We start from the raw sequence: 16727 nt of genomic DNA on the forward strand, positions 1-16727 counted from the left end.
GATATAATCAGCAATCAATTAATTAAAAATAAGGTGACTATGACTGTATATCAAAGTAAGCGTAACACATTAATTTTAATTATTGTTGTTTTAGCACTCTCGTGGTTGATGGGGTATTTTTATTTAAAGTATCAGTTGAATAATTCAATTGCTGAGCGCTTTAAAGACATGTCTTCGAGCACACAAATCCTTTTTAATTTAAATTTAATACACGACAAAAAGATACTTGATATTGAACTCGATAGGATAGTAGTAGCTGATAATCTGCCAAAAGCTATTGCGGATAGTGATTATGAGCAGATAAAATCCATAATATCTCCATTGTATATGCAACTAAAAAGCAAAGAAAGAGAAATAAAGATTCTTACCTTTCGTTCTCCAGAGGGAGTAACACTTTTTCGTGCACATAGGCCAGATTTTTTTGGTGATTTAGTCAATGAAGAAAGAAAGCTTATTGTAGATACAAATAAATTTAAACGCTCATTTAGTGGTTTTGAGATTGGTAAACTTGAGATGACATATCGTATAACAAAACCAATATTTTATAAAAGTGTCTATGTTGGTAATGTTGAGTTAGGTATTTCGCCATCAAGATTTATAGAAGATTTAAACTCAATATTTAAAACAGATACCGGCATTGTAATTGATAAATCACTCTCCGATATTATGCTTGATAAGGAGATGATACTTGTTAATGATAAGTATGTTCTCATAGACGCCAATGAGAACTTAAAGAAACATTTTCAGCATAAACATGATGAAGAAGCTGAAGCATATAAAATAGATATGAGCATTCCTCTCAATAATCATATTTCACAAACACTAGGGTACTTAATTGTAGGTTTTGATGTATCTGGTATTGTAAAAAGTGACAAAAAGTTTATGGGTAATCTATCTTATTTAATTGCAATTATGGTTATTATCTTTGGGCTTATTTTGCATAAAGGTTTCGGTGCCGTATTAAAATTATTTTCAGAACAAATATATATAGACCAGCTAACTGGCTTAAAAAATAGAGAGGCATTAAAAGATGCTCTTGCTTCGGATGACAGGAAGGTTCTTTTTTTAAGCAATATAAAAGAGTTTAGCCTGCTTAATGACTTTTATGGTGTACATGTCGGTAATGAGATTCTTATTCAAGTAGCAAATGCTTTTGAAAAGTTTGCCTTAGAGAATGAGTTTAGTGCATTTAGGATTTCATCTGATGAATATGTACTGCTAAGACAAGATGACAATTTCGATGACAAAGAGTATAATGTTTTGATTAAAAAGCTTCATAGTGATATCAATTCACTAAAGATTTCTATTGATGGCATTGATGATTATATTTCCGTTGAAATATACTCAGGTATTGCATATAGTGATGCCAATACCATGGAAGACGCTCAGATGGCGATAAGAAGGGCTAAAAAGCAATCTTTGCCGTACTTGATGTATTCACAACATGTAGATACAAAAAAGTTTTCACAAAGCGTTATTGAAATGAAAAAAACTATAAAACATGCACTTCAGCATCATAATGTTCTTCCATATTTTCAAGCTATTACAAACAGAGATGGGAAAACTGTAAAATATGAAGCTCTAATGCGTATAGTGGAGTTCAACGACGGCAAAAAAAGTATTTTAATGCCGGATAGTTTTTTGGATATAGCAATGCAAAGCGCTCTTTATATAGATTTAGAAAAAGAGATGTTGGAAAAAAGTTTGCATTTTTTCGCCAATAGAGATGAAAAGATATCTGTAAACTTTTTGCCAAATGATTTTTTTAATCCAGCTGTAATGAACACCTTAATTGACGGTATAAAAAGTTTTGATTCACCTGATAGAATAGTTGTTGAAATTACTGAGCGCGAAGGTGTAGATGATTTTGCTAGATTGATTACGGTAGTTGAACAATTAAGACGCCTAGGTGTTCAAATCGCGATTGATGATTTTGGCAGTGGATATGCCAACTACTCACATATATTAAAGATAAAACCTGATTATATTAAGATTGATGGTTCACTTGTAAAAAATATTGTAACAGATGAAGAGTCAAAAATCTTAGTTAGAAGTATTGTAAACTTTGCAAAAGAGTTAAATATTACAACTATCGCAGAGTTTGTTGAGAATGAAGATATATATAATCTACTCAAAGAGTATGGCGTGGACGAGTTCCAAGGTTACTACTTTGGCCGTCCTGAGGATTTGATAAACGCTTAACCCTTAATCCCGTCAGCTCTTGGAGCAACTAGAAACTTGAAAAACACTTTTATATATATCATAAAAGGGAGTGCCCATACGATGGCAGAGTAGAGGTATAGTTCATGTGCATACTCTTCATAAAATGGAATTAAACCTCTCATAAGAGTTGCTAAGAGTATAAGGGCAATCATAGTGTGCGTGTATATATTTGATGTAAGATGTCGTCCCGTATGAATCCAGCCGATAATTATCATTACCATTAGATAGGCAAGACCAAATCCACCGCTTGTTATGAAGTGCCTAAAATGGCTTATACTTCCAAAGTCAGCCATTAAAATCGCATACCCCATCAAAGCATAACCGGCTCCAATCATAATAAATATAAAAGCAAGGTAGATGACATAAGGTTGATTTAGTATAAATTTATCTTTTAAAACATAATCGTTTGTTATTGCCAATACAGCGGCACCGCTTGCAAGTCCAAGCCATCCAAGAGCAGAGTTGTTTGGGTACAAAAACTCTACGACAGTAAAAACAATAACGCTAAATGTTGCAAGGTTTGTAAGAGGCGGACGGGAGATGTATACATCATCTATCCCTTTGTCCTCCATCAGTTCGTTTACTGCTTCCATATTGACGCGTCTTAGAGCTAAAAGTATCAATACGACATGAGCTCCTAGCCCAATTTTTAGTATATCCATCGGTGGTGTACTTGCGTGTCCCGCCATTGACGCAAAAAACCACGCTTCAATTATAAGCAGGGCTAAAAGTGCATATCCCAAAGAGGCGTGTCTTTGAAGCTTGTCTAACACGGCTCTTCTAGCAAACCAGATAAGCCATCCAAGCATAGAGAGGTTTAATAAAGCGGCTAGATAAACACCGGTAATATCTATAAACCAAAAACTTAAACGACCTGCCAACCATAAAATTACAACATATTTTAATTTCTTGCCTACAAGCGGGACAAGTCCAGGAAATAGTTCAGGCAGTCCCGTACTTAAAAATGCAAGTACGCCTATACCCAAGATACCAAAGAGCATTTCATATACATGCCAGACTAAAATATTGTCCATAAAAGGGATATTTATAGTTCCACTCCAGACTAAGCCCCATAAAATCATAGAGATTATCATGTAAGGAGCTAGAAGTAAAAATACCGGTCTAAATCCATAAGCTAGATATGGTGGAATATCTTTTTCATCAGGATAGTAAAGATAATGGTTTGTTGCATGTAAAATTTGCGGTTTATTTTCTTCATTTTTCATTATTTTAGTTCCAGTTCAAATGTACTTATTATCTCTTCATCTTGGAGTATTTCGGCACTCTTGCCATAAACATATTTATCATCTCTTTGGTTTTGAATAAGCTCAAACTTGAATTTTTTGACAATATGTCCCGGATCTGCTTTTAGCAGAAGCATCTCATCGCTTAGACGAATCGCCTCCATAAGGTCGTGTGTGATAAAAAGTACGCTTATCTCTTTTTTGCTTATCATGTCTATTAAGACACTTTGCAACTCTTTTTTAAGTCCTATATCAAGTGCTGAAAATGGCTCATCCAAAAAAAGCAAAGAAGGTTTAATCACAAGTGCTCTTGCAAAACTTACTCGCTGTTTCATCCCGCCGCTTAAATCTTTTGGAAATTTATCAAAATCTTCTTCTTCAAGCCCAAACTTTAGGGCTATCTCTTGTGATTTTTCAATAGCCGTATCTTTTTTTTCGCCTTTTGCTAAGAGTCCTAAAGAGATGTTGTCTATAACATTTTTCCATGGCAGAAGTCTCGCCTCTTGAAAAGCAAATGCACTACTAGAAAATGTGTTTGTAACACTTCCTTCTTGGACATCCAATAGATCGGCGCAGAGGTGCATAAGCGTTGTTTTACCGCCACCGCTTGGACCTACTATAGAGAGAACTTCGCCTTTAGCTAATGTAAAGTTTATATCTCTTAAAATTTCTGTAAATCCATAATGGTGATTTAGTTTTTTAACTTCTAATCTCTCCATAACTCAACCTCTTTTTTTATCGGCTCTAAAATTATGTATTCAATAAACATAAGTGAAGCTATCATAATCACGACAATAGCAAGAGCTGTTGGTGTGTCAAGTTGACTTCTAGCAACCGCAAGTGAAGCTCCGATGCCGTCACTTGTCGCTAAAAGTTCTGCCATGATGACAATCTTCCAAGCCATTCCCAGACCACTTACCCATGCAGGAAAAACATAGGAAAAGATATGCGGGAAATAGACATCAAAAAAGCGCATGTACCATGGGAGACTAAAACTCTCCGCCATCTCTTTCAAGTCGCCATCGAGTGTTCTTGTTCCTTGAAGTGCACCTACAAAAACAATAGGAAAAGAGGCAACGATTACCGTAAATATAACAGTCTCATCACCCATACCAAACCATATCATCGCAAGAACTATCCAAGCGATAGGAGGCATTCCGACAAGTATAGTTACAATTGGACGACTCATCATGGAAGCTGTTGCAAAAAAGCCGGCTAAAAGACCAAGAGCAGTACCGATTATAAGAGAGATGCCAAAGCCAATAGAGGCACGATAAAGAGTAATGTTTATCTCTGCTAATACTCTCTCGTCTTGAAGCATCGCCAATAGTGTTTTAAATGTTTCAAGAGGAGAGGGCAGTACCAAATCACCATAAACTTGATTACCTGCATCCCAAAGAGCGATAAATAGGAGAATAGAAGCAACTGCTCCCCAACCGCTCCAAAGAAAGGTTGGAAAATCTTTTAAAATCTTGAGTGCAAATTTCATATTTTACAATCCATAATAAAAATCATCATCCGGAAGTTTTTCACCTATACTTTTTGGATTTTCTTCTTTTAAAACATTAAAGAAAAATTCTAAATCTTTCTTTGCTTCAACCGCCGTTACATTTTTAAGTCTTACATGTGAAATAGAGTCACTTATGGCTTCCTCAGTTAACATGTCAATCGTTTTTGCAACAAGTTTTCCTGCTTCAATAGGGTTTGTTTTATACCACTCTAGAGATTTCGCATACTCTTCTTGAAACCTTTTTATTAAATGCTCATCTTTTATATGCCCCATAACTGCAATACCGGCTTGAGGAACATCACCGGAGCTGCCAAAAACTTCTCCCCACTCCTCTTGCAAATCAACACTTCTGTATAACTCAGGAGCAACTATGCTAATAGGAAAAGATTTTGTTTTTCTAAGCGCCATAGAGATTGCCGGTTCAGCTAAGAGTGAGTGGTCTATTCTTCTCATGATAAGCATCTGCATAGCATCAATCGGGCTTGATACATAGACGAGCTCAAAATCTTTTTGCGGGTCTAATCCCTCTTTTTTAAGAAGTTGTTTAAAGACAACATCCGGCATATCGGCACGAAATGGAATGGCAATTTTTTTGCCTTTGAAATCTTTTAGTGTCTTTAGCGAATCATCACGGCTAATCATACCAAGAATCCCCCACACAGAAACATTAAGAAGCTTTATATCAACACCTTTGTTGTTTAAAATTGCTGCGGTATTTGTAGGGATAGCTACGAAATCTACATTGCCTCTTATGGTCATAGCACGAAGTTCATCTGGGTTCTTCCAAAGTTTAAACTCTATCTTATCTGCCACATCACTTAGTGCATTTGTCTCAATCATGTGTAAAATAGGATGTGCAACGGATGCAAAAGGACCTGAAACTACTATCTTGTCTAGTTTTGTGTTAGCGCCAAATACATTTGTGGAAAGTAAAAATAGTGCTAAAAAGCCGTAAGCTAAATTTTTCATAAAAAAACTCCTCTAAAATTTAATTGCTGTAATATATTTTGAATTGTACCTAATTCCAATATCTATCTGCTTGTCACCGCTCAAAAATATATTGATGATATTCATTATCAATAAGAAAGTTTATTCCAAGTTTGCTTAATTAAATATAAATAGTGATAATTGTTATCAAAATAATTAATTCAACAAGATTAAGATAAAATTCCATTATGAATTTAAATGAATATAAAAAAGCTGTAGCACAATTAAATCTCTACTCATACCACTATTATGTTCTTGATGACCCCATTACTACCGATGAGGTTTACGATAAACTCTATCATGAAGTAGTAGAGTATGAAGAACAAAATCCTGATGACATGTTAAAAGATTCGCCTACTCAAAGAGTGGGAGATATAGTCTCTGATGGATTCACTAAAGCAAAACATCTCTCACGCATGTGGTCTTTAGAAGATGTTTTTGATAGTGAAGGATTGCAAAAATGGCTTACAAAGACTTACAAACTCGATAAAAACATTTCATTTTATTGTGAACCAAAGTTTGATGGAGCCAGTCTTAACCTTATTTATGAAAACGGAGAGCTATCTCAAGGAATCACTCGCGGTGACGGAGAGATAGGAGAGCTTATTACTCAAAATATCAAGACTATCCGCTCAGTTCCTCTTACAATAGAGCATAAAGAGACTATTGAGATTCGTGGTGAAGTTGTGATTTTTAAAGATGAATTTGACAAGATTAATGAGCAAAGATTAAAAGAGGGTGAAGCTGTTTTTGCAAACCCTAGAAATGCAGCAGCAGGAAGTTTAAGACAGCTTGATTCTAGCATTACGGCATCAAGAAACTTGGTTTTTTTGCCATATGGAGTAGGTGTAAATTCACTTGAGCATAAACTACTCAGCCAGAAGATGGAGTATATCTATTCTTTAGGCTTTAGAAGACCCCCTAACAGTTCTACATGTCAGGGCTATAATGAGATTGAAGAGATATATGAAGTTATGAACCGAAATCGTGATGGTTATGCGATGATGCTTGATGGTATGGTTGTAAAAGTCAACGAAATAGCCGCGCAGATAGATATGGGTTATACAGTTAAAAATCCTCGTTTCTCAGTAGCTTATAAATTTCCTGCGGTTGAGAAGATAACGCGTGTCAAAGATATTATCCTGCAAGTTGGTCGCACAGGTGCAGTTACTCCTGTGGCGATAGTCGAGCCTACGGATATTGACGGCGTTGTGGTAGAGCGTGCAACTCTGCATAATTTTGATGAGATTGATAGAAAAGACATTCGTTTAAATGATAAAGTTATCATCTTGCGAAGCGGGGATGTAATACCTAAGATTATTAAAGTTTTAACTCATGAACGAGATGGAAGTGAAGTAGAGTATCAAAGACCTACATCCTGTCCTGTATGTAACAGTGAGCTTTTAGACGAGGGTGTTTTACTTAAGTGTCAAAACTTGACATGTGAGGCCAGAGTTATAAATTCTATCTATTATTTCGCTTCAAAGTCATGTCTAAATATAGACGGACTTGGTACTAAAATAGTAGAGGCTCTTTTTAACTCAGGCTTAGTGCGAAGTGTGCTTGATTTGTTTGATTTGACTCTGGATAAACTTCTTACTCTTGAAGGCTTTAAAGATAAAAAGGCACAAAATCTTCTAGATTCACTAGAAAATGCAAAAGGCTCAGAGTATTGGCGCTTTGTCAACTCTCTTGGGATTGAACATGTAGGAGAGGTGGCATCAAAAACACTTAGTGAAAATTTTGGAAGCAACTTCATCAATACAAGCAAAGAAGAGATAATAGCACTTGAGGGTATTGGTGAAGAGATGGCTGAGTCTGTTTTAGAATTTGTTAGAGTAAACAGAGAAACAATTTTAAAACTGCAAGAGATTTTACAACCACTCGAACCTACAAAAAAAGCAGAGGCAAAAGAGAACCCTTTTAAAGGTAAGACAGCAGTTCTTACCGGAACGATGAGCGAGTCACGCGGTGCTATAAAAGAGATGCTAGAGAGTCTTGGTGCTAAGGTTTCAGGTTCAGTTTCTAAAAAGACAGACTTTTTGATTTATGGCGAAGATGCAGGAAGCAAGTATGATAAAGCCATGGATTTGGGTGTAGAGTGTTTAACAGAGCAAGAGATGAGAGAAAAGATTGAGTAGATTAGATAATTATTTAGTAGAAAATGGCCTGAGCGAAAGCAGAAATAAGGCTCAAGGACTGATAAAAGATGGACATGTCAGTGTCAACAATAAAGTAATAATCAAAAGTTCTCATAAGCTGGAAAATAGTGATAAGGTAGAAGTTAAAGAGCACAAAAATTATGTATCTCGTTCTGCTTTTAAATTAAGTGCATTTTTGGATGAGCTAAATTTGGATATTAAAAACAATGTAGCTTTAGATATCGGCTCATCAACAGGCGGTTTTACTCAGGTACTTTTAGAATATGGTGTGGGGGAGGTTACTGCTGTTGATGTAGGAAAAGAGCAACTACATGTAAGTCTGAAAGAAGACGCGCGAGTTCACTCGTTTGAGAGTTGCGATATAAGAGATTTTAAAAGTGATAAAAAATTTGATATTGTTGTTAGTGATGTTGCCTTTATATCTCTACTAAATATCTTAGACGATGTAGATAGACTCTCAACAGAGAAAATCATCCTGCTTTTTAAACCGCAGTTTGAAGTTGGACGAGAAGCCAAAAGAGATAAAAACGGTGTTGTCACTGATGAAAAAGCTATACTTAACGCAATGATAAAATTTGAAGATGCCTGCGCTCTTAAATGCTGGAAGAGAGTTTTAAAATCTCCTTCAAAGCTTACAGGCAAAGAAGGCAATTTAGAATATTGCTACTTGTTTGAAAAATATAATATCTCAAAATAAGAGGGTAAAATGAATGATTTCATAATAGATACAATCGGTATCATAGGGGTATTAATAGTTTTAGCGGCATATTTTATGTTGCAGAGTGAAAAAATAGATTCAAAAGGTTTTTTATACTCATTTTATAATCTTTTTGGCTCATTGCTTATTTTGTACTCGCTCTTATATAACTGGAATCTTGCTTCTTTTGTAATAGAGTTTTTTTGGATTGCAATAAGTTTGTACGGGCTTTGGAAGTGGTTTAAAAAGACTGCTCAAAATATATAAAACTAGAGTTTTAGCTTCTATTGGATATACTTCATATTAAATAACCTACATTATCTACAGCATTTGGTAAAGGAATAGTTAGTTGAGAGATATTAAAGACAGTACCGCAATCGCTATCGGTGGCTTTGACGGTATGCATATAGGTCATCAGCATCTTTTTGAAGCACTGGGTGAAAACGGCACAATAGTAGTTATTGAGACGGGTTATGCAAACCTTACACCAAAAACAGATAGAGAGCACTTTTCACATCATCCTATCATGTATCTTGAGTTGGGTACTATTCGCCATCTTAGCGGGGAAGAGTTTATAGCGTTTTTAAAAGACAAATTTCCAAAACTTAAGAAGATAGTGGTCGGATATGATTTTCATTTTGGAAAAAATAGAAAATACTCTTATGAAGATTTAAAAACTATGTTTGACGGTGAAGTAAAAGTTATTGATGAGGTGAGTTTAGATAATGATTCTGTTCATTCTCATAAAATAAGAGCAAAGCTACAAATAGGTGATATCAAAGGTGCCAACGCATTTTTAGGGCATAACTACACTATCAGAGGCTCACAGGTAACAGGTCAGGGCATCGGCAAAAAAGAGCTGGTTGCTACAATAAACTTAGAGACTAAAGGGTATTTGATACCTAAAGAGGGAGTTTATGTCACTCTGACAAGAATCGATGATGAAGAGCATTATCATCCATCAGTATCTTTTATAGGTCATCGTGTGACAACAGACGGCTCTTTTGCAATAGAAACACATATTTTAGATGGTGAAGTTTTATGCAAAGAACAAGCAAGAATCAGTTTTGTATCTTTTATAAGAGATAACAAGAAATTTGACTCAATAGATGAGTTAAATAAAGCGATAAAAAAAGATATAGCTATCGCTTCAAAAGAATTAAAGTTTTTAGCATTATGAGAAAAAGAGAATATTTAGACACTACAAGTGATATAGGTTTCAAGTTTTACCAAACTCCAACAGATTTTATTGTTGATGAGGTTATGGATGGCGAGTTTAAGGGTAAAGGCAACTATCTGATCCTACATGTAAAAAAAGTTGAGATGACTACATGGGATATGATAGCAGTTTTTGCGGAGTACCTAGCAGTACCGGCACAAAAGATAGGTTATGCAGGCTTAAAAGACAAGCACGCAACTACAACGCAGTATATATCTGTTGATGTAAGTTATGAGAAAATGCTTAAAAAGTTTCATCATAAACAGATAAAGATTTTAAAAGCTGTTAGACACTCTAACTCTATTAGAATGGGTGATTTGGCGGGAAACAGATTTAGCATAAATCTGCATTTTGTTGATAACATTGACTCAGGCAAGATAGAAAAAGTAGCTCGCCGTATTGCAAAAAACGGGCTTCCAAACTACTTTGGTTATCAGAGATTTGGTCGTGACAATGACTCGATACAACAAGCCAAAGATATGATAAAAGGCGATATTTTTATAGAAGACGCAAAGATTAAAAACTTTTTGATCTCTATATATCAAAGTACATTCTTTAATGACTGGCTAAGAGAGCGAGTTTTGCTTAGTCGCGAGAAAAACAGTGGCAAATTTTTACTTTTAGAGGGCGATGTCTACATGTCAAAAGATAAAAAACTCTCTACTCCAAAGATCATACCGACTAAAGATTTTGAGAAACATAAACTAGTTCCAACAGGACTTTTATGCGGAAGAGATGTGTTTCGTGCAAGAGACGAAGCAAGAGAGATTGAAAAAGAGTACGACGATGAGTTTTTGCAAGAAAAGGGTTATCGTAGAGAGGCTTTAGTATATCCACAAGACATAGAATGCAACTATATTAAAAAGGAAACAAAGTTAAATATATCATTTACTCTACCTAAAGGCTCATATGCAACTGTATTTTTAGAAAGTATTGCAAATAAAAACTATACAGCTAAAGATGTTAAGCCAAAAATGAGCAAAGATAAAAAAATTACATAAAAAAAGCTTGGTATTATAAAAGTTTAATCCAACTTTGACTATAATGCCTCAATTATTTAAGACAGGGAGTACACCTATGGGTGAATTGTTCACATTTTTCGGCTTAATATCTCACGATAAATCGTTTATCTACACGACACATATGCTTTTATCTGCAGGAATAGCATTGATACTTGTAAGAATGGCTATGTCAAATCTTCAAATGGTTCCAAGAGGAACTCAAAATATTATGGAAGCGTATATTTCCGGTGTTCTTAAAATGGGAACAGATGTAATGGGTGAAGAAAAAGCTCGTAAATATGTAGCTCTAGTTGCAACTATCGGTCTTTTTGTCGGTATTGCTAACCTAATAGGTATCGTGCCAGGTTTTGAGGCTCCAACAGCATTTTTAGAAATGCCTTTAACATTGGCTTTAGTAGTGTTTATTTACTACAACTATGTCGGTATCAAAGAGCAGGGCGTTATCAAGTATTTCAAACACTTTATGGGTCCTGTTTGGTGGTTATACTGGTTAATGTTTCCAATCGAGATAGTTTCTCACTTCTCTCGTCTTGTTTCTCTTTCTTTTCGTTTATTTGGAAATGTAAAAGGTGACGACATGTTCTTAATGGTAATCTTAATGCTTGCTCCATGGGTATTGCCATTGATTCCATTTGCACTACTTACTTTTATGGCATTCTTACAAGCTTTCATATTCATGATGCTTACTTATGTTTATCTTGGTGGTGCTGTAGCGGTTGATGACCACTAATTAAGTTGCTCCTTTGATGCAAAAAGATAAATTCGACAGAATTATAAGCTTTTTGCTTGGAACATCATGGGCTATTGTCCTTTTTGGTGCTCTAATAACTTTTAATATTCTCTCCTTCTTGGGATTTTCACTAGCTCTTTTTATTACCGTAATCTTTGTGGTTATCTCGCTGTTTATGATTTTGGCACTTGATGCATTTTCAATAAATAGAAAAAGGTTTCAAGAGAGTAAAAAACAGACAAAACTTCTAGAAGAAATCCTATCACAAAAATAACTTTTACTTTATGAGAGTTAAAAGCTTTAATTAGATAAAATGTAGTCCTAATATTATGAATTTATCTAAGGAAACTTATGTTCGAAACAGTTATCGGTCTAGAAGTACATGTACAATTAAACACAAAATCAAAACTTTTTTGCTCGTGTCCAACGAGTTTCAATCACAAACAAAATACAAATACATGTCCAACTTGTTTGGCTCTTCCTGGTGCTCTTCCTGTTTTAAATAAAGAGGTTGTGCACAAGTCTATAATGCTTGGAACGGCAATAGATGCAACTATAAATAAAACATCATTTTTTGATAGAAAGTCTTACTTCTATCCAGATTCTCCTTCAGCCTATCAGATTACTCAGCTTTACACTCCTATTGTTGAGCATGGCAAACTACAAATAGACTTTGAAAACGCTTCTCATAAAATTATCCGTATCAACCGTGCTCACATTGAAGCAGATGCGGGTAAAAATATTCATGACGGCGATATTTCAAAAGTAGATTTAAATCGTGCAGGTACACCTTTGCTTGAGATAGTTTCAGAACCGGATATGAGAAGTGCCGAGGAGGCGATTTTATATCTTAAAAAACTTCACTCTATTATCCGTTACTTAGATATAGGTGATGCAAATATGCAAGAGGGCTCATTTCGTGTTGATGTAAATGTTTCTATCCGTCCTAAAGGCGATGAAAAACTCTACACTCGTGTTGAAGTTAAAAATATAAACTCATTTAAGTTTATTCAAAAAGCAATCGAAATGGAAGTTGCTCGTCAAAGTGAAGCATGGGAAGATGGTGTTTATGAGCAAGAAATTTTCCAAGAAACAAGACTCTTTGATGAAAAAAATCAAGAGACTCGTTCTATGCGCGGCAAAGAAGAAGCGGCTGATTATCGGTATTTTCCAGAGCCAGACCTACTTAAAGCCGTAGTTACTGATGAGATGATGGCTACATACTCACAAATCCCAGAGCTTCCGGATGCTAAGAGAGAAAGATTTATAAAAGAGTATGGGATGAACGAATACAATGCCGGTGTTATCACAGGCAGCGTAGAGATGGCACACTTCTTTGAGACTATGATGAAAGAGGATGGAGTTACTGCAAAAACGGCAACTTCATTGTTAACTGTTGAGCTTCAAGGTCGTCTTAAAGGCGATATGAACATAACTAATTCACCGGTTGATGCCGAAAAATTAGGACATTTAGCAAAAAGAATTGATGATAAAACTATTAGCAATAAAGCTGCTAAAGAAGTACTTGACAAACTTATGCAAGAGAACTTGGATGTTGATGGTGTTATCGATGCACTTGGTTTAAAGCAAGTTAGTGATAGTGGTGCTATTGAAGCTATATGTGATGAGATAATTGCTGCAAATCCCGATAAAGTAGAGCAATATCAAGGTGGAAAAGATAAACTTTTTGGCTTCTTTGTCGGTCAAGTTATGAAAGCTTCAAAAGGCAGTGCCAATCCTCAGGCTGTAAATGAAGTACTAAAAGCAAAACTAGGATAATCAGTTTTGCTTAAGCGCTTGATTGTAAACACCGCATACAGCATAAATACTTCAAAAAAGTATGCAAAAAACAAGCAGTTTTTTTACAATCTACTAGAAAATAGTGATTATAAATATAAAAGAATTTTTGATTTTTTTATGATAGCACTAATATTTGCAAGTGTAATTATCTTAGTTAGAGAAGTAAAATCACATGTAAACGATGAACTTCTGTTTTTTAACAACTATGTCATATCAATTATTTTTCTTATCGAGTACCTATTGAGACTTTGGGTAAGCAGCAGTGTTACAAAGATTATAATAGAGCAGAGTGAGTATGATGCAATGCTTGGCAAAGAGTTTGAACTTCTTAAGCCTCTAAAAGAGATACTAAGAGTAAAGTTCAAGTATATCATATCTGTTAAAGCCATTATTGATCTATTGGCAATTGTTCCATTCTTCCATCAGCTAAGACTTCTTCGTATATTTGTACTTTTTAGAGTATTTAAACTCTTTAGATATGCAAAAAGTATTCAGACTTTCACTTCAGTTATCGCTGCTAAAAAGTTTGAGTTTTTAACGCTTGCTATATTTGCTTCTATTGTTATCTTTGTTTCATCGGTTTTAATCTATGTAATGGAAGCAAATAATCCAACCTCACCTATTGATACACTTTTTGAAGCAGTTTACTGGTCTATTGTTACAATATCTACTGTCGGGTACGGGGATATAACTCCCGTAACAGAAGCTGGTAGAGTTGTTGCAATGTTTGTGATAGTTGCAGGTATTGCAGTGTTTTCATTTACGACTTCACTTATAGTTACTGCTTTTACGGAAAAACTTGATGAGATAAAAGATATAAAACTTATTGATGATGTTGCCAAAATGAAAGAGTTTTATCTTATTTGTGGATATGAAAATGTATCAAAAGAAGTGGCTAAAAAACTTAGTATCAATAATAAAGTAATTATTTTAGAAAAGAACCTAGCAAAAGTAGAACAAGGAAAAAAAGATGGTTTTTTTGTGCTTAATTACGACCCTGGAAGCATAGAGAGCTATAAGAAGCTTCGAATAAATATCAAAACGCAAGTTAAGGCTATCTTGTGTCTAAGTTATAGTGATGTTGAAAATGTCTATACTGCTTTGACTGTTCGTTCTTTCAATAAAGATGTATATATACTCTCAATTTTGAAAAATAAGATGAATAAAAACAAGTTGATTTCTGCAGGTGTAAATGAGCTTTTTTATGAAAAGGAGCTTGTTGGAATCATAGCTAAAGAGTTTGCAGGACAACCCGTGGCATTTGAAGCCATACATGCTCTTCGCTCTAACTATAATGGCATAGATATGCAAGAAGTTGTCATTACTCAAAGAGTTCTTAACAATTTTGCTATGGCCGGAGAACTTCAAAATGCAAAATACAAAATAGTGCTTCTGGGAATATACAAAAAAAGTAAGAAAAGATTCTTTTTTAATCCTTTAGATGGTACTATTTTAGAGGCAGGGGATTATCTTTTGATTATTGGAAATATCCAGTTTATAAAAGAATTTAGAAATTTCTTACATAAAAAGGGCACTAAATGACACAGACAAGCGCCTTGATTTTTGGATATAACGAATATACATCTGAGATAAAAAAGAATATTTCATCGCACTATAAAAATATACATGTATTTAAGTTAGATGAAAACATCACACCAATTGATAAAGAAGATGAATCATATGAAGTGTCCATTTTTGATTTAAGTGATAATTGGAATCACCTAAGCGATATAGTTGATATTGAAGAGTGTGTAGCTTTTTGCATATTAGAAGATATGGCTGAAAATATATTTTTAACACTATCACTCAGAGATACTTTTAAAGACTTGATTATTGTTGCATTGGCAGCTGACAAAGAGAGTGCAGATAAACTGACTTTGGCTGGAGCATCTAGAGTTATTCCAACTACTCAGACAACTGCAAATGTTATTGTTGACATGTTGGAAAAACCAATTGTTACAGAGGTTTTGCATGATATTTTATATGAGAAAAGCAATCTTAAAATAGCTCAAATAAAAGTAGGTGAAAATGACTATTTTGAAGGAAAATATCCATCAGATATAGAGTGGAGCAGGCAACACGGAATTATTGTTTTATCTATTGTTCATGAAGATATGAGCACAGAGTTTGTTTACTCATCAAAAGCACAGCACCATGTCATAAAAAAAGGTGATATATTTGTTGTGGTGGGGTATGAGTTAGAGATAAAAGAGTTTGAAAAAATGATAGGGAGTGGCTGTGAATAAAATAGGAGTGATTGGAGCAGGAAAATGGGGCTTGGCTTTAGCTTTTGCGCTTAGTGAAAAAAATGAAGTTTTTATAAGTTCACGAACATCCAGAGATATGAGAAACTTTATTTCGATGCAAGAGATATTAAAATTTGACTATCTTGTAATAGCTATTCCGGCTCAGCAGGTGGCATCTTGGCTTGAAGAGCATTTTATATTTTCACATCAAAAAGTTTTAGTTGCTGCAAAAGGTATAGAAGCCTCTAGTGGACGATTTTTAAATGAGATATATGCTAAACACATTCCAAGTTCTCACATAGCTTTTTTATCAGGTCCTTCATTTGCAACTGAAGTTATGAAATCACTTCCAACGGCACTTGTAGTTAACTCTGAGAATGAAGAGTTAAGTGCTGAGTTTGCATCGTTTTTTCCCTCATTTATCAAGACATATACATCAACTGATGTAGTCGGAGCCGAAGTTGCAGGAGCATATAAAAATGTTATTGCCATTGCTGCAGGAATTTGTGATGGTTTAGGTCTTGGAAAAAATGCAGCAGCTTCACTTATCTCTCGCGGATTAGTAGAGATGCAGAGGTTTGGCTGCGAATACGGTGCAAAAGAAGAGAGTTTTGTAGGACTTAGCGGAGCAGGTGATTTGTTTTTGACTGCATCATCAACTATGAGTAGAAACTTTAGAGTAGGACAGGGTATAGCAGCCGGAAAATCTAAAGAAGAGATACTTAAAGAGTTGGGTGAAGTTGCAGAAGGTATAGGCACTACTTATGCCTTAAAAAAAATAGCTGATGAGAGAGATTTATATCTTCCAATAGCCAGAGAAGTTTATAATATGCTAGAGGGCGAAAACCCACATGTCAGTTTAAAAAACTTTCTTGCGAGTTAATAAT

The 16727-nt window shown here is 34.9% G+C and carries 16 protein-coding genes; 12 read left to right on the plus strand and 4 right to left on the minus strand.

The genetic code is table 11. The features are described 5' to 3' along the window. Positions 1 to 39: 39 nt before the first annotated feature. Entirely contained in the window at positions 40 to 2202 is a 2163-nt protein-coding gene (locus OQK60_RS00525) for an EAL domain-containing protein (protein ID WP_297682999.1), read from the plus strand. Here OQK60_RS00525 and OQK60_RS00530 read toward each other — a convergent pair. From OQK60_RS00530 to OQK60_RS00545, 4 genes are read right to left on the minus strand one after another with little or no spacing between them, the layout of a single operon-like run. Then, on the minus strand, positions 2199 to 3449 hold the full coding sequence (locus tag OQK60_RS00530; protein WP_297683001.1) for an NnrS family protein: 1251 nt from the start codon (positions 3447 to 3449) through the stop codon (positions 2199 to 2201). The two genes, OQK60_RS00525 and OQK60_RS00530, sit on opposite strands and share 4 nt — an antisense overlap. Continuing rightward, positions 3449 to 4186 carry an ATP-binding cassette domain-containing protein gene (locus OQK60_RS00535; protein WP_297683003.1) on the minus strand — a complete coding sequence of 246 codons (738 nt, stop codon included), beginning with the start codon at positions 4184 to 4186 and terminating at the stop codon, positions 3449 to 3451. Before OQK60_RS00535 ends, OQK60_RS00530 begins: the two co-directional genes overlap by 1 nt. Further along, positions 4174 to 4956, minus strand: a complete 783-nt coding sequence (locus OQK60_RS00540) for an ABC transporter permease (protein ID WP_297683005.1) — start codon at positions 4954 to 4956, stop codon at positions 4174 to 4176. The genes OQK60_RS00535 and OQK60_RS00540 overlap by 13 nt, the downstream gene beginning before the upstream one ends. Positions 4957 to 4959: 3 nt before the next feature. Then, positions 4960 to 5946 carry an ABC transporter substrate-binding protein gene (locus OQK60_RS00545; RefSeq protein ID WP_297683007.1) on the minus strand — a complete coding sequence of 329 codons (987 nt, stop codon included), beginning with the start codon at positions 5944 to 5946 and terminating at the stop codon, positions 4960 to 4962. A gap of 206 nt (positions 5947 to 6152) precedes the next feature. Here OQK60_RS00545 and ligA point away from each other — a divergent pair, with 206 nt between their 5' ends. From ligA to OQK60_RS00600, 11 genes are all read left to right on the plus strand, one after another. Then, a complete protein-coding gene (gene ligA / locus OQK60_RS00550) occupies positions 6153 to 8105 on the plus strand; it encodes an NAD-dependent DNA ligase LigA (protein ID WP_297683009.1) in 1953 nt (650 codons plus the stop codon). Beyond that, entirely contained in the window at positions 8098 to 8823 is a 726-nt protein-coding gene (locus OQK60_RS00555; RefSeq protein ID WP_297683011.1) for a TlyA family RNA methyltransferase, read from the plus strand. Before ligA ends, OQK60_RS00555 begins: the two co-directional genes overlap by 8 nt. 9 nt (positions 8824 to 8832) lie before the next feature. Beyond that, on the plus strand, positions 8833 to 9090 hold the full coding sequence (locus OQK60_RS00560) for a hypothetical protein (protein ID WP_297683013.1): 258 nt from the start codon (positions 8833 to 8835) through the stop codon (positions 9088 to 9090). A gap of 91 nt (positions 9091 to 9181) precedes the next feature. After that, positions 9182 to 10003, plus strand: coding sequence for a bifunctional riboflavin kinase/FAD synthetase (locus OQK60_RS00565; protein ID WP_297683509.1), 822 nt, complete (start codon positions 9182 to 9184; stop codon positions 10001 to 10003). Continuing rightward, a complete protein-coding gene (locus OQK60_RS00570; RefSeq protein WP_297683015.1) occupies positions 10000 to 11043 on the plus strand; it encodes a tRNA pseudouridine(13) synthase TruD in 1044 nt (347 codons plus the stop codon). The genes OQK60_RS00565 and OQK60_RS00570 overlap by 4 nt, the downstream gene beginning before the upstream one ends. Before the next feature lie 76 nt (positions 11044 to 11119). After that, a complete protein-coding gene (locus OQK60_RS00575) occupies positions 11120 to 11794 on the plus strand; it encodes a F0F1 ATP synthase subunit A (protein WP_297683017.1) in 675 nt (224 codons plus the stop codon). 16 nt (positions 11795 to 11810) lie between these two features. Further along, positions 11811 to 12068, plus strand: a complete 258-nt coding sequence (locus tag OQK60_RS00580) for a hypothetical protein (RefSeq protein WP_297683018.1) — start codon at positions 11811 to 11813, stop codon at positions 12066 to 12068. Between the two features lie 77 nt (positions 12069 to 12145). Continuing rightward, positions 12146 to 13573: an Asp-tRNA(Asn)/Glu-tRNA(Gln) amidotransferase subunit GatB gene (gene gatB / locus OQK60_RS00585; RefSeq protein ID WP_297683020.1), complete on the plus strand. Its 1428-nt coding sequence runs from the start codon at positions 12146 to 12148 to the stop codon at positions 13571 to 13573. 6 nt (positions 13574 to 13579) lie between these two features. Continuing rightward, positions 13580 to 15136, plus strand: a complete 1557-nt coding sequence (locus OQK60_RS00590) for an ion transporter (protein ID WP_297683022.1) — start codon at positions 13580 to 13582, stop codon at positions 15134 to 15136. Continuing rightward, entirely contained in the window at positions 15133 to 15840 is a 708-nt protein-coding gene (locus tag OQK60_RS00595) for an NAD-binding protein (RefSeq protein ID WP_297683024.1), read from the plus strand. The genes OQK60_RS00590 and OQK60_RS00595 overlap by 4 nt, the downstream gene beginning before the upstream one ends. Further along, positions 15833 to 16723, plus strand: coding sequence for an NAD(P)H-dependent glycerol-3-phosphate dehydrogenase (locus tag OQK60_RS00600; RefSeq protein ID WP_297683026.1), 891 nt, complete (start codon positions 15833 to 15835; stop codon positions 16721 to 16723). Before OQK60_RS00595 ends, OQK60_RS00600 begins: the two co-directional genes overlap by 8 nt. Positions 16724 to 16727 lie beyond the last annotated feature (4 nt).

This window comes from Sulfurimonas sp. (assembly GCF_026196735.1).
Taxonomy (GTDB): Bacteria; Campylobacterota; Campylobacteria; order Campylobacterales; family Sulfurimonadaceae; genus Sulfurimonas.

Coding starts and splice junctions, on each gene's coding strand:
- OQK60_RS00525 (WP_297682999.1), top strand. CDS start 40: ATGACTGTATATCAAAGTAAGCGTAACACATTAATTTTAATTATTGTT.
- OQK60_RS00530 (WP_297683001.1), bottom strand. CDS start 3,449: ATGAAAAATGAAGAAAATAAACCGCAAATTTTACATGCAACAAACCAT.
- OQK60_RS00535 (WP_297683003.1), bottom strand. CDS start 4,186: ATGGAGAGATTAGAAGTTAAAAAACTAAATCACCATTATGGATTTACA.
- OQK60_RS00540 (WP_297683005.1), bottom strand. CDS start 4,956: ATGAAATTTGCACTCAAGATTTTAAAAGATTTTCCAACCTTTCTTTGG.
- OQK60_RS00545 (WP_297683007.1), bottom strand. CDS start 5,946: ATGAAAAATTTAGCTTACGGCTTTTTAGCACTATTTTTACTTTCCACA.
- ligA (WP_297683009.1), top strand. CDS start 6,153: ATGAATTTAAATGAATATAAAAAAGCTGTAGCACAATTAAATCTCTAC.
- OQK60_RS00560 (WP_297683013.1), top strand. CDS start 8,833: ATGAATGATTTCATAATAGATACAATCGGTATCATAGGGGTATTAATA.
- OQK60_RS00570 (WP_297683015.1), top strand. CDS start 10,000: ATGAGAAAAAGAGAATATTTAGACACTACAAGTGATATAGGTTTCAAG.
- OQK60_RS00575 (WP_297683017.1), top strand. CDS start 11,120: ATGGGTGAATTGTTCACATTTTTCGGCTTAATATCTCACGATAAATCG.
- OQK60_RS00580 (WP_297683018.1), top strand. CDS start 11,811: ATGCAAAAAGATAAATTCGACAGAATTATAAGCTTTTTGCTTGGAACA.
- gatB (WP_297683020.1), top strand. CDS start 12,146: ATGTTCGAAACAGTTATCGGTCTAGAAGTACATGTACAATTAAACACA.
- OQK60_RS00595 (WP_297683024.1), top strand. CDS start 15,133: ATGACACAGACAAGCGCCTTGATTTTTGGATATAACGAATATACATCT.